Source organism: Flexivirga lutea, assembly GCF_054778955.1.
In genome coordinates this window covers 235,859-248,480 of sequence record NZ_BAAGZB010000002.1, presented here as the reverse complement: position 1 = coordinate 248,480, position 12,622 = coordinate 235,859, and the positions used below count along the sequence as shown (strand labels likewise).

The following is a 12,622-nucleotide window of genomic DNA, read 5'->3' as shown; positions in this document are numbered from 1 at the left end:
GTGCCGCGGCCCGGTCGTCTGACCTACTGTGAGAGGCAACACGTCGCCAGCCCGCAGGAGGTCCCTGATGTCCGTCAGCAGCCACCCGTCATACGCCAGTGGCACCTCGCACGCGCCGCTGCTCGGTGACACCATCGGCGACAGCCTGCGCCGTACCGCCGCCCGGTTCGGCGACCGGGACGCCATGGTGGACATGCCGAGTGGCCGGCGGTGGACCTACACCGAGTTCGACGAGGCAGTCGACGAGGTCGCCCGCGGCCTGCTGGCCGCCGGCATCGACAAGGGCGACCGGGTCGGCATCTGGTCGCCCAACTGCCCCGAGTGGACCCTCGTGCAATACGCCACTGCGCGCATCGGCGCGATCATGGTGTGCGTCAACCCGGCCTACCGCTCGCACGAGTTGGCTTATGTGGTCAAGCAATCCGGCATGCGGATGATCGTCAGCGCGCAGTCGCACAAGACCTCCGACTACCGGTCGATGCTGGAGGAGGTGCGCGGCGAGTGTCGCGACCTGCAGGACGTCGTCTACATCGGTGACCCGTCGTGGGACGTGCTGGTGGCCGGTGCGGCACGGGTGACCGCCGACGAGTTGGCCCGACGATCGGAGGGGTTGTCGGCCGACAACCCGATCAACATCCAATACACCTCCGGCACCACCGGATTCCCGAAGGGCGCGACGCTCTCGCACCACAACATCCTCAACAACGGCTACTTCGTCGGTGAACTGGTCGACTACACCGAGCAGGACCGCATCTGCCTGCCGGTGCCCTTCTACCACTGCTTCGGGATGGTGATGGGCAACCTCGCGGCGACCTCGCACGGCGCCTGCATGGTGATCCCGGCGCCGTCGTTCGAGGCCTGTGCGACGCTGAAAGCCGTTGAGGCCGAACGCTGCACGTCACTGTATGGCGTCCCGACGATGTTCATCGCGGAGCTGTCGCTGATGGACCAGGGTGAACGCAGCTTCGACCTCAGCACGCTGCGCACCGGCATCATGGCGGGCTCGCCGTGTCCGGTGGAGGTGATGAAACGCGTCATCGCGGAGATGAACATGAGCGAGGTCGCGATCTGTTACGGCATGACCGAGACGTCGCCGGTCTCGACGATGACCCGCACCGACGACACCCTGGCGCGCCGCACCGAGACGACGGGCCGGGTGATGCCGCACCTCGAGGTCAAGATCGTCGACCCGGCAACGGGGTTGACGGTGCCACGTGGCGCCACCGGCGAGCTGTGCACCCGCGGCTACAGCGTGATGCTCGGCTATTGGGAGCAGCCCGACAAGACCGCCGAGGCGATCGACGGTGCGCGCTGGATGCACACCGGTGACCTCGCCACGATGGACGACGACGGCTACGTCAACGTCGTCGGCCGCATCAAGGACCTGGTCATCCGCGGCGGGGAGAACATCTACCCGCGCGAGGTCGAGGAGTTCCTCTACACGCACCCGCAGATCGCCGACGTGCAGGTGATCGGGGTGCCGGACGAGAAGTATGGCGAGGAGTTGATGGCCTGGATCATCATGCGCTCCGGCGAGCAACCTCTGACCGCGGACGCCGTGCGCGACTTCTGCGAGGGCCGCCTGGCGCACTACAAGGTGCCGCGCTACGTGCATGTGACCGATGAGTTCCCGATGACCGTCACCGGCAAGATCCGCAAGGTCGAGATGCGCGAGGCCGCCCGTAAGATTCTTGCCGATGACTGAACAACAGAGCATTCCGCCGTCCGGCGAGCAGTGGGAGATCCGGCACGGTGCGCAGCGGCTCACCGTCGTGAGCGTCGGTGGCGGCATACGCTCGTATGACGCCGGCGACCGGCCGGTGCTGCACGGCTATCCGCTGGACGCCAGGGCCGACGCCGGCCGCGGGCAACTGCTGATGCCGTGGCCCAACCGCATCGCGGACGGCACCTACACGTTCGACGGCAAGGACCAGCAGTTGCCGCTGACCGAGCCGGCGCGGCACAACGCAATGCACGGCCTGGTCCGCTGGGAGCAGTGGTCGCTGATCGACGCCACGGATTCGGCTCTCACCGTGGGGTTCCGGCTGATGCCCAGCCCGGGCTGGGACACGATCCTCGACCTGCGGGTCCGCTACGAGCTGAGCGACGACGGCCTGGCCGTGACGCCGAGCGCCACCAACGTCGGGTCGGTCCGCGCACCGTTCGGGTTCGGGGCGCATCCCTACCTGACCGTCGGTGAGGACGGGGTCGACGAGCTGACGCTGTCGGTCCCGGCGACCGACTACCTCACGGTCGACGACCAGTTGCTGCCCACCGGCACCCGACCGGTCGAGGGCACCGACTACGACTTCCGCCGTCCCCGTCCCATCGGGCAGACCGTGCTCGACACCGCATTCACCGGCTTGGCGGCCGGCGACGACGGCCGGTGGCGGGTCACCCTCAGCACAGCCGCGCGCAGCACGACGATGTGGGCGCAGGCCGACACCTTCGGTTACACCCAGGTGTTCACCGGCGACACGCTGCCGGGGGCCCGGGCCCGGCACACCGGCGTGGCCGTGGAGCCGATGAGCTGCCCGGCGGGTGCCTTCGCCACCGGTGAGGCGCTCGTCGTGCTGGAGCCCGGCGCCGGTTGGTCCGGCCAGTGGGGCATCGCGCACCGGGGCTGACGCCGCTGACTCCGCCCGCCACTCCACCGAGCGCACACCACTCTCCACCGAGCACACACCGCACTCCACCGAGCACACACCGCACTCCGCCGAGCGGACACCTTACGACCGAGCGGACACGAAAATTGCGGCCTGGGAGGCCGATTGTTGTGTCCGCTCGGTGCGTTGTGTGTCCGCTCGATCAGTCGGCGGGCTGCGGGGCCAGCGCACCGGCAGCGGCCGCGGCCAGCTCGGCGCGCAGCTCTCGCTGCCCGTCGCGGGAGATCCTGACCTCGCACACCCGGATGCCCTTGCGCGGGTTGGCGATCCGTTCGGCCAGCACGTCGGGGTCGCCGACATACTCGTGCTCGATGCCGTGCGCGGCGCACAGCTCGCTGATGTTGGTGTCGGTGGGTGTGGCGAAGATCCGCTCGAACGGCCGGGACAGCTCGGTCCGGCCCGGTTCGAGGGTGCCGAAGATGCCGCCGCCGTTGTCGTTCATCACCACGATCGTCAGGTCCGGGCGCGGTTCGTGGGGCCCGATCAGCAGCGCATTGGTGTCGTGCAGGAAGGTCAGGTCCCCGACGAGCGCGACCGCCGGGTGCGGCGCTCGGGACAGCGCGAAGCCGATGGCGGAGGAGATGACGCCGTCGATGCCGGCCAGGCCGCGATTGCCGACGGCCATCACGCCATGGGTGATCTCCCGGGGGTCGCGCGCCAGGTCGACGTCTCGTGCGGTGTTGGAGGATCCGACATACATCCCGGCCTCCGCGGGCAGGTTGTGCACCACGGTGCGGGCGACGGCCGGACCGCTCGGCCAGCTCGCTTCGATCAGCGGCACGGCGGCGGCAGCCACGACCTGTCCGGCGGTGCGCCATTGGGACGCCCAGGCACGGTCGACGCAGGAGGCGACCGCCTGGTGACTGCGCTCGATGTCGTCCCATTCGTGCACGCGCCGGACGACGTGCCCGGGGTCGGCCCACGAGGTCAGCGGCGTGACCGCCTCGACGGTGATCGCCGGGTTCTGCAACAGTCGCGCCACGTCGCGGTCGAGGGTCACCCGGCCGCCGATGAGCACCCGCTCGGGCAGATGCTCGTCGATCCACTCGTGGGCACGTAGCAGCAGCGGGCCGTTCGGCGTCACCCGGCCACGGCGGTAGGCCCCGAACGGCTCGGCCATGATCGGCCAACCGGCCGCGTCCGCGAGCTCGGCGAGCTCCGACGACTGGTGCGTGGCGGGCAGGTCGCCCAGCAGCACCAGCGTGCGCGGCACGGGGGCGATGCCGGAGCCGGTGACGGCGCCACGCCCGTGCGAGTCGGGCCGGCGCAGGCTCAGCCACGCCTCACCGTGGGGACGGCCGGCCAGGCTCTCGGGCCAGTCGCTGTCAGTGTCCGTGTCGTCGAGCGCGTCCGGGACCAACGGCTCCCGCAATGGAACGTTGAGGTGCACCGGACCGGGGTCGCCGGAGGGGTAGCCGCGGGACTCGGCGACTGCACGCCCGATCACCGACCGCCAGATGGCCTGCTGCCCCGCGCGCCGCTCCGGGGTGCCGAACTCGTGGAACCAGCGGGTCGACCCGCCGAAGATCTTGACCTGGTCGGTGGTCTGGTTGGCGCCGGTGCCGCGCAGTTCCTGCGGTCGGTCGGCGGTCAGCAGGATCATCGGGACATAGCCGTGCGCCGCCTCCAGGACCGCCGGGTGGAGGTTGGCGACCGCGGTGCCGCTGGTCGTGATGACCGGCACCGGCATCCGGGAGGCCTTGGCCAGGCCGAGAGCGAGGTATGCCGCGGACCTCTCGTCGACCCGCACGTGCAGCCGCACGCGCCCGGCGCGCTCGGCGGCTTCGGCGGCATACGCCAGCGGTGCCGAACGCGAACCGGGAGCCAGCACGACCTCGCGCACGCCCTGGCGGATGAGTTCGTCGAGCAGCACTGTTGCGATCGCAGCGGAAGGATTCACGCTCGCCATCCTCCCAGCCCACGAGCTGAGGCGCGCGGGGGTGGTGCGCCGGTCAGCCGGCGGTGACCAGGACCTCCTCCTGCGGCGGCTTCCTGTCGCGGGCGAGCACGTCGGCCGGCACCTCCCGCTGCAGGAACGCCTCGGCCGCGCGGACCGCCGGGTGCAGGCCGGCGGTCGCCAGCACCACGATCGCGGCGATCACCAGCCACCCCGGGCCGTGCCAGCTCAGCGCCAGGAAGGTGTATGCCGCAGGCGCCCACCGGCCACCCAGGGTGGCGAACACCTCCTGAACGCCGCCGTATTCGCCGCGGCGGCGCGGGTCCATCAGCTCCGCCTGGAACGCCCAGCTGCTGGCGGAGATGGCCAGCTCGGCCCCGGTGACCGTGACGTGACCGAGCCAGACGAGGGTGACGGTGAGCAGACCGGACGTGCTGTGCGTGACCATCGTGATCAGACAGGACAGCACGAAGAACGCTCCGGAGAAGCGCACGGCCTTCAGCGCATCGGCCAGGGTGTGCACGCCACGGGTGGTGTAAGCCGGCAGGAAGATGCACATCACCGTGTTGGTGCCGAAGAGCCAGGCCAGCAACCAGTGCGGGGAGTCGGTGGCTTCGACCAGCCAGAGCGGGATGACGACGTTGAGCAACACCTGGTTGGTCCACATCGTCCCACCGAAGAAGCTGACCGCCATCCAGCCGACGTTGTGCAGCGGTCCCTTGCCGGGGATCTTCTCCGATGCGGTCCTGCGGTCGCGGGCGGCCGCCCGGTCGTCGTGTGATGCCCGCGGCAGGCGGGCGATCCAGTAGGCGTTGAGCAGGCCGATCGCCAGGGTGACCAACGGCATCCAGCGCAGCACCGTGAGGTTGTCGAAGGCGAGCGCGACACCGCCGATGATCGCTCCGAGGGTGAAGCCGACGTTGAGCGCGGAGTACATGTAGGCCTGGGTGCGGATGCGCTCCTGCTCCGGCATCACGTCGAGGATGTAGGCGTTGCGCCCGGCGCCCGCGGCGTTCTCGATGATCTCGAAGAGGATCACCATCAGCAGGTATGCCGAGAAGCCGCTCATGAACGGCCACAGCCCGAACATCAGCGCGGCCAGCAAGGCGCCGGCCGACCACATGCGTTTGGGCCCGAGGACGTCGACCAGCCGGCCCGCGGGGTAGGCGACCAGGAAGGACACGACGCCGGCCACGGTCAGTCCCAGCCCCACCTGCGCCGCCGACAGCCCGACGACCTGGGTGAAGAAGACGGCGCTGCCGGTCAGGAACGTGCCCTCGCCGGTCGCGAAGAGCAGGGACTGCAGCGACAGCCGGCGCGACAGCGGGGTCGGCGGGATCAGCTGACCGAGTCCGGAACGAGCACGGGTGAAGGCGGTTTTCGGCACGGTGCAGTCGACCACGACGCACCGACAACCGTCACACGATTTTCCGGCCGGCGGGTCGCTGTCAGGTCCGCAGGACCGCCACCGAGTCCGGTCCGACGCTGACCGGCTCCGCACCCCCGCCGGTGACCGCGCCGAACCCGAGGACGACCTCGCCGGGCATCGCGGTGTCGTAGGAGCCGAAATTGGCCAGCACGACGCGGTCGCCGCGATGCACCCGAAGTGTGGCGCCGTTGCGATGCACCTCGACGGCGCCGGTGAGGATCTCGGGGGAGACCCGGCGCAGGCGCAGCAGGGCGGCATACCACTCCAGCAGTCGTGCGTGGTCGCCCTCGGTGATCTCGGACCAGTCGAGCGTTGAGTCGCGGAACGTCGAAACCGCTTGCGGGTCAGGCACGTCCGCCGACCAGCCGTGCTCGGCGAACTCCCGGCGCCGACCCTCCGAGACCGCCTGGGCGAGTTCGCGCTCCTGGTGGTCGGTGAAGTACTGCCAGGGTGTCGACGCCCCCCACTCCTCACCCATGAAGAGCATCGGTGTGTAGGGCGAGGTCAGCAGGACGGCTGCGGCGGCGGCCAGTCGACCCGGCCCGACGAGTTGCGAAAGGCGCTCTCCGGTGGCGCGATTGCCCACTTGGTCGTGGGTCTGCAACGATGCGACGAAGCGCCACGGCGGGGTGCGGGTCGGGTCCACCGGCCGGCCGTGGTGTCGGCCGCGGAAGCTGGACCAGGTGCCGTCGTGGAAGAACGGCGTGCGCAGGACCTTCTCGAGTGCCGAGGGATCCGCGAAATCCGAGTAATAGCCCTGCGTTTCGCCGGTGAACACCACATGCAGGGCGTGATGTATGTCGTCCGACCACTGCCCGGTCAGACCCAGTCCGGCACCGTGGTCGTCCCGGGGGGCGACCGTGCGGGGGTCGTTGCGGTCGGACTCCGCGATCAGCGTGAGCGGCCGGCCGAGCTGTGCCGACAGCTCGTCGGTGCGCCGCGCGAGCTCCTCGAGGAAGTGCTCGGCACGGCCGTCGTGCAACTCGTGCACCGCGTCCAGGCGCAGACCGTCGAAGTGGAAGTCACGCAACCACATCAGCGCGTTGTCGATGAAGTAGTCACGCACCTCGTCGCTGTCGCGACCGTCCAGGTTGATCGCGGTGCCCCACGGCGTGGAGTAGTGGTCGGTGAAGTAGGGGCCGAACTCCGGCAGGTAGTTGCCGCTCGGTCCGAGGTGGTTGTAGACCACGTCCAGCAGCACGCCGAGACCGCGCTGGTGGCACGCGTCGACGAACCGCTGACACGCGGCTGCGCCGCCATACGCCTCGTGCACGGCGTACGGCGCAACACCGTCGTACCCCCAGCCGCGATCGCCGGGGAACGCGGCGACCGGCATGACCTCGACCAACGAAACGCCCAGCGCCGCAAGGTGATCGAGCTTCTCGACGGCGGCGTCGAAGGTGCCCTCGGCCGTGAAGGTGCCGATGTGCAGCTCATAGACGACCGCGCCGTCCAACGCTCGCCCGCGCCACTCGGAGTCCTGCCAGTCGTGCGCGTCCAGATCGACCACCGCGGACCGGCCGTGCGGCCCGTCGGGCTGCGCCAACGACCTCGGGTCGGGCCGTTCGGGACCACCGTCGAGTCGGAAGGCGTAGCGCCGGCCCGGTGTCGCCTCGGCCGCCAGCCGCCACCACTGGCCGTCACGCCGCATCGGCAACCGCCGGTCGCCGAGCGCGAGCTCGACCGTGTCATGGGCGTTCGGTGCCCACACCGCGAACTCGTTCATGACTGCCGCTCCAGCAGCGCGACGGGCCAGGTGGCGAGCACCTCGGCGACACGGTGCCGTCCGTCGCTGGTGAACGTCGCCCCCGAGATGTGGTCGTGCCAGCCACCGGCTGGCAGATCGACGGTCGCATCCGCCCACCCACCGGATCGCTCCAGGCGCGCCGGCGCGCGGGTCGCCAGTGTCACGAACGTCTCGCGCCCGTTGCGCCCGATGGGGCCGGTCAGCCGGCTCGGCTGCACCGATCTGCTGAAGCCGAGCAGGTGCTCGGAACTCGAAACCACCGGGCGGTATGTCGATTCGGCACCGAACGAGCGGGGGTGGTCGCGCCGGATGTGCAGTGCCGTGGTGACGACGTGGAGCTTGTCGGCATCCAGGCCGGTGCCGTCGTCTGCGGTCAGCAGCTCGGCACGGTGCTCGAAATCGACGGGACGCCGGTTGTCCGGATCGACCAGTGACAGGTCGACCAGCTCGGTGCCCTGGTAGGTGTCGGGAACACCGGGCACGGTCAGCTGGAGCAGCTTGGCGCCCAGCACGATCGCCCGCACGGCAAAGGTGTTCGCGCGCACCGCAGCGTCCATCGCCTCCCGCGCCGGCCCGTCCTGGTCGGTGAGCCGGCGGGCGAAGTCGATGACGCGGTGCTCGTAGCCCTCGTCGACGTCCAGCCACGACGTCTTCAGGGATGCCTCCCGCAGCGCCTTCTGCAGGTAGCCGGTGAGCCGCTCGTCCGACAGCTCGCCGGCGCCGATCAGGGTCTGCCAGACGAAATGCGCCGTGCGCCCGTCCACGCGGGCCTGCTTCGCTGCCGTGCGGGTCGCAGCCGAGATCGCCTGCCACGCCTCAGGATCCCCGCCGAGCGCCAGCAACCTGGCGCGCACGTCCTCGCTGCGTTTGGTGTCGTGCGTGGACAACGTGGTCATGGTGGCCGATCGAGCGCCGCGCTGCTTCTTCGCCCAGTCGTGCAGCTCGTCCGCCGACGAGCCGGCCACCCGGCTCGGGTCGCTGCCGACCTCGTTCATGGCGATGAACTCGCCCCAGCGGTAGAAGGTGGTGTCCTCGATGCTCTTGGCCATCACCGGCCCCCACGTCTGCTGCAACCGCACGCCGAAATCAACGGCTGCAGGACGCGTGTCGGTGAGCAGTGCCAGTGGCAGCAACGCGGCCAGCTCGTCCTGCAGGTCCGGGCGTGCATGCAGGGCGCGGTCGTGTGCGGCGTGCAGATCCTCCCGTTGCGCCTGCGTCGGCTTGCGTCCCGGGCGCACGTAGACGCGGTAGACGTCACTGGCGACGAGCAGTTCGACCACGGCGGCCTGTAGGGCGTCGGCGGCCAGGTCCGGCAGCGCCTCGCGGGCACGCCGCGTCAGCCGCTCCACCTCCGGCTGCAGCGAGCGAGCGATCACCTGCCGCTTGGCGACCTCGACCGCGTGCCCGTAGTCCGGGTCGCCGCCCGTGGCAGCCCACGTCGCTGCCAACGTGGAGGCACTCTCCGGGTCGGCGAGCGCGGACTGTATGACGCGCAGCGCGTCATACCCGGTGGTGCCCGAGCACTTCCAGCTGCGCGGCAGCGTCTCGTCGGGTTCCAGGATCTTCTCCACCCAGATCGGCGTGCCCTTGACCGCCTTGTCGGTGAGCCGCTGCAGGTAACCGACCGGGTCGGCAAGGCCGTCGGGGTGATCGATCCGGAAACCGTCGATCAGGCCGTCGTGGTTGAGCTCCAGCAGCAACGCGTGCGAGGCGTCGAACACCGCCGGATCCTCCACGCGTATGGCGATGAGCGTGTCGACCTCGAAGAAGCGGCGGTAGTTGAGCACGCTGTCCTTCGCACGCCAGTGCGCGAGCCGATAGTGCTGGCGCCACAGCAGATCCGCGACATCGTCGGTGCTGTCGGTGCCGAGCGCGAGAGGCCACGCGTGCTCGTAGTAGCGCAGCATCGGCTCGGCACCGGACCGGTCCAGGGTGATCTCGCCGGCCGCGAGCACTTCGTCCAGCGGCTTGCCGAGCACGGGCAGGCCGATGCGACCGCCGCCGGCCTTCCAGTCGACGTCGAACCAGTCGGAGGTGCTCGCGTCCCGGCCGTCCCGCAACAGCTGCCACAGCTGGGCGTTCTGCGACTCCGGGGCGGGGATGGCCATGTGGTTGGGGACCACGTCGACCACGACGCCCAGACCGCGGCTGTGCGCCGCCGTGACCAGCTCCTCGAAGCCGGACCGGCCACCGAGTTCTTCGCTGATCCGGGAGTGGTCGACGACGTCATACCCGTGCATCGAGCCGGGCACCGCCTGCAGGATGGGCGAGAGGTAGAGGTGGGAGATGCCCAGCGCGGCGAGGTAGTCCAGCTGCGCCGCTGCATCGGTGAAGGTGAAGCCTTCGTGCAGTTGCAGTCGATAGGTGCTGGTGACGTCACGAGCCATGGCCCCATCATGCCTGTGCGCCTCGTTGGCCGAGGAGCGAGGGACGAGCCCTTCGAGACGCCCGCTCGTTCCTCACGGGCTCCTCAGGGACCACGTCTCGAGGTCAGCGAACGTCAAGAGGCGCGATCGTCCCGCAGATGGATCGACAGGTCCGTGCGACCGGAGGCGTGCTGCTCACGCAAGCGACGGTCGCAGTCATAGTCCTCGAGCATCCGGCGGTACGGGATGGGCTCCTCCCGGTCCAGCGACGCGATCCTCGCCCGCACCTGCCCCTGTGCGTCCTCGATGCCCGGCCAATCGGGGGTGTCGATGCCGAGCAGGGCGAGGGATTCCAGCGCAGCGATGCCGGTGTACCAGAGGATGCCGTGGGTGATCGGGAACAGCAGGTCGTGGATGTTGCCGTTGAGACCGCGCTCACCGAAGGCGGAGGCTCGGTCACCGGTCGTGGTGATGACGAGCCCGCGTTTTCCGGCGAAGGCGCCGTCGCCGTACTTGCGCGAATTGCCCGCGGCGTCGTGCAGTCCGTAGGCGAAGCCCTGGGTGAAGACCCGGTCGAACCATCCCTTCATCACCGCCGGCATGCCGGCCCACCACAGTGGAAAAATCAGCACGATCAGGTCGGCGTCCTGCAGGAGTCGCTGGTGGTGCCCGACGAGCGGGTCGGGAGTGCCCTCGCACCGCGCATCGACCGCATGATCACCCACCGGGCGGTCGAACTCGGTGATGTCGTAGTCCGCCGGGCGAACCACCGCATCCCAGTGCAGCTCATTGAGATCCAGCAGATCCACGGTGTGCCCGCGAGCGCGTAGCTCTGCGTCCGCGGTGCGGGCCAGGTCGTCGGTCGAAACTGCGTGCGCTTGAGACCGATGGCGTCGTCATACGCACGGTGTATGCCGAGGTGCCGCCGCGCGTCACCTACGAGCTCACCGAGGCCGGTATGGCGCTCGCCGAGATCGCCGACCTGATCGGCGCGTGGGGCACGAAGTATGTCGGCGACCCGGGCGAGCCCGAACAGCTCTCGGGCTGAACGCTACTCGGCGGCCGCGCGGCTCAGCACGTGCGCACAGGTGCTGGCGATGCGCTGGTAGCCGAGTTTCTCGTAGAGGCGAAGGGCACCGGTCGCATTGGCAGCATCGACGCCGAGCCCAGCTGCGTCCATGCCGGATTCGCCGAAACGGCGCATGGATTCGGCCAGTAGCGCCGCGGCCACGCCTCGTCCGCGATGGCTGCGCAGCACACCCAGTTGGTCCGTGTAGCCCTCGCTGTAGCCCTGTGGCTCCCAGTCCTGCTCTCACGCGTAGTTCATCGCTGCGCCGATGACCCGGCCGGTGTCTTCGTCGATCGCCAGCACGGTCCACGCAGGACGGAAGCCGTGTGAGTCGATACCTTCCTGCCACATCTGGGCGGTCACGGTGGTGTGACCCCAGTGCTCACGGAACGCCTCGTCCATCACCTGGTGGACCTCGTCATTGCGCGCGAGGTCCCAATCGACCAGCCGCACACCGTCGAGCACAGGCATGCCGACAGGGCCGTCGAGCCGGCGGGACATCTCGAAGAAGTAGCGATCGGTGGGCAATTGGTGTCGCGCTGCCAGATCGCGCACATCCGCCTGCTCCGTCGGCGCGAAAAGTCGCAACGCCAGAGGACTGTAGCCCGGGCGGCGTGACGCGTCGTCCCAGGCGAGGCCGTGTGCGAGCTCCCACTGCAGAACCGCTGTGCCGATGCCTTCGCCGCGCCGGTCGGGTCGGACCGCTCCGACGAGGCGACCGGTGCGGCGTTCGGTGATGTCCCGGTTGCAGCCGGACCACGCAGTGGCGACGATGCGGCCATCGGCGTCGTGTCCGGCGAGCGTGTCCGCCTCCGGGACGGAGCGTGGCGAGTCCCAGAATTCTTCGAGGTCGGCCAGTGAGGTTCGTTCGGGATTGGCGTCATACGTCTCGCACTCGGTGTAGAACTCGGCGATGGCGGGCAGATCCTCACGGCCGAACGGCTGCCATGAGATGCCCGGCAGTTCGTCGAGTCGCTGACGGGCCGCAGTTTCCGAGGGAAGCTTCATGCGGCGTCGTGCTTGAGGATTCGCGCTGCCTCATCCGAGGTCAGCAACACGACGTTGCCGTCCGGATCGTCGACCATCGCGGCATACGGACCCTGGGTACGTCGCGGCGCCATCCGGCCGTGGTGGCCGGCGGCGGTGAGCTTGGCCCACATCGCGTCGACGACGGCATCGTCACCCGCGAAGAACTCCAGCAGTTGCTGATAGCCGCCGTCCGGCCGGCTCCAGGTCGGGTCGTTGGAGCCGGCGAAGCCTTCGACGAGGATGAGGCTGACCCCGCTGGGCATTCGCAGGGCTGAGACGGGTCGGTCCTGGCGTGGATCCGGCATCGCCAGGCCGAGCGTGCGGTAGAACTCGACCGATCTCGCGACGTCGCGCACCTCGAGCACGACCATGCTCAGTTGCATCTCCATCGGCCCAGTCTGGGTGAACGCGGTCGATCT

The 12,622-nt window shown here is 69.5% G+C and carries 10 protein-coding genes and 1 pseudogene; 3 read left to right on the top strand and 8 right to left on the bottom strand.

Annotated elements, in window-relative coordinates; translation table 11 throughout:
• Nucleotides 1-67 precede the first annotated feature (67 nt).
• Both ACYVBN_RS07595 and ACYVBN_RS07590 read left to right on the top strand, forming a co-directional pair.
• The gene (locus ACYVBN_RS07595) at nucleotides 68-1,705 is read left to right on the top strand and encodes an AMP-binding protein (protein ID WP_460599987.1); all 1,638 of its coding nucleotides are present in this window, start codon (nucleotides 68-70) and stop codon (nucleotides 1,703-1,705) included.
• On the top strand, nucleotides 1,698-2,627 hold the full coding sequence (locus tag ACYVBN_RS07590; protein ID WP_460599986.1) for an aldose 1-epimerase family protein: 930 nt from the start codon (nucleotides 1,698-1,700) through the stop codon (nucleotides 2,625-2,627). Before ACYVBN_RS07595 ends, ACYVBN_RS07590 begins: the two co-directional genes overlap by 8 nt.
• Before the next feature lie 181 nt (nucleotides 2,628-2,808).
• Here ACYVBN_RS07590 and menD read toward each other — a convergent pair whose 3' ends face one another.
• The 5 genes from menD to ACYVBN_RS07565 form a co-directional block, all read right to left on the bottom strand.
• Nucleotides 2,809-4,575 (bottom strand): 2-succinyl-5-enolpyruvyl-6-hydroxy-3-cyclohexene-1-carboxylic-acid synthase, encoded by a 1,767-nt coding sequence (gene menD, locus ACYVBN_RS07585; RefSeq protein ID WP_460599985.1) that lies wholly within the window; start codon nucleotides 4,573-4,575, stop codon nucleotides 2,809-2,811.
• Between the two features lie 43 nt (nucleotides 4,576-4,618).
• Nucleotides 4,619-5,965, bottom strand: coding sequence for an MFS transporter (locus ACYVBN_RS07580; protein ID WP_460599984.1), 1,347 nt, complete (start codon nucleotides 5,963-5,965; stop codon nucleotides 4,619-4,621).
• 46 nt (nucleotides 5,966-6,011) lie between these two features.
• A complete protein-coding gene (gene treZ / locus ACYVBN_RS07575) occupies nucleotides 6,012-7,718 on the bottom strand; it encodes a malto-oligosyltrehalose trehalohydrolase (protein WP_460599983.1) in 1,707 nt (568 codons plus the stop codon).
• The gene (treY, locus tag ACYVBN_RS07570; protein ID WP_460599982.1) at nucleotides 7,715-10,126 is read right to left on the bottom strand and encodes a malto-oligosyltrehalose synthase; all 2,412 of its coding nucleotides are present in this window, start codon (nucleotides 10,124-10,126) and stop codon (nucleotides 7,715-7,717) included. Before treY ends, treZ begins: the two co-directional genes overlap by 4 nt.
• A gap of 113 nt (nucleotides 10,127-10,239) precedes the next feature.
• Complete coding sequence (locus tag ACYVBN_RS07565) at nucleotides 10,240-10,914, bottom strand: NAD(P)H-dependent oxidoreductase (protein ID WP_460599981.1); 675 nt, start codon at nucleotides 10,912-10,914, stop codon at nucleotides 10,240-10,242.
• Nucleotides 10,915-11,024: 110 nt separating this feature from the next.
• Between ACYVBN_RS07565 and ACYVBN_RS07560 the strand changes: the two genes are divergently transcribed.
• Nucleotides 11,025-11,153, top strand: a complete 129-nt coding sequence (locus ACYVBN_RS07560; RefSeq protein ID WP_460599980.1) for a winged helix-turn-helix transcriptional regulator — start codon at nucleotides 11,025-11,027, stop codon at nucleotides 11,151-11,153.
• Between the two features lie 3 nt (nucleotides 11,154-11,156).
• Here the strand turns inward: ACYVBN_RS07560 and ACYVBN_RS07555 are convergent.
• The 3 genes and pseudogenes from ACYVBN_RS07555 to ACYVBN_RS07545 form a co-directional block, all read right to left on the bottom strand.
• Nucleotides 11,157-11,384 (bottom strand): annotated as a pseudogene (locus ACYVBN_RS07555) (GNAT family N-acetyltransferase); the annotation flags it as partial.
• 33 nt (nucleotides 11,385-11,417) lie between these two features.
• Nucleotides 11,418-12,182: a GNAT family N-acetyltransferase gene (locus ACYVBN_RS07550; protein ID WP_460599979.1), complete on the bottom strand. Its 765-nt coding sequence runs from the start codon at nucleotides 12,180-12,182 to the stop codon at nucleotides 11,418-11,420.
• Nucleotides 12,179-12,592, bottom strand: a complete 414-nt coding sequence (locus tag ACYVBN_RS07545; protein ID WP_460599978.1) for a VOC family protein — start codon at nucleotides 12,590-12,592, stop codon at nucleotides 12,179-12,181. The genes ACYVBN_RS07550 and ACYVBN_RS07545 overlap by 4 nt, the downstream gene beginning before the upstream one ends.
• Nucleotides 12,593-12,622 lie beyond the last annotated feature (30 nt).

Excerpts from the sequence above, each read along its gene's own strand:
- ACYVBN_RS07595 (WP_460599987.1), top strand. The coding sequence starts at position 68 with ATGTCCGTCAGCAGCCACCCGTCATACGCCAGTGGCACCTCGCACGCG.
- ACYVBN_RS07590 (WP_460599986.1), top strand. The coding sequence starts at position 1,698 with ATGACTGAACAACAGAGCATTCCGCCGTCCGGCGAGCAGTGGGAGATC.
- menD (WP_460599985.1), bottom strand. The coding sequence starts at position 4,575 with ATGGCGAGCGTGAATCCTTCCGCTGCGATCGCAACAGTGCTGCTCGAC.
- treZ (WP_460599983.1), bottom strand. The coding sequence starts at position 7,718 with ATGAACGAGTTCGCGGTGTGGGCACCGAACGCCCATGACACGGTCGAG.
- treY (WP_460599982.1), bottom strand. The coding sequence starts at position 10,126 with ATGGCTCGTGACGTCACCAGCACCTATCGACTGCAACTGCACGAAGGC.
- ACYVBN_RS07550 (WP_460599979.1), bottom strand. The coding sequence starts at position 12,182 with ATGAAGCTTCCCTCGGAAACTGCGGCCCGTCAGCGACTCGACGAACTG.
- ACYVBN_RS07545 (WP_460599978.1), bottom strand. The coding sequence starts at position 12,592 with ATGGAGATGCAACTGAGCATGGTCGTGCTCGAGGTGCGCGACGTCGCG.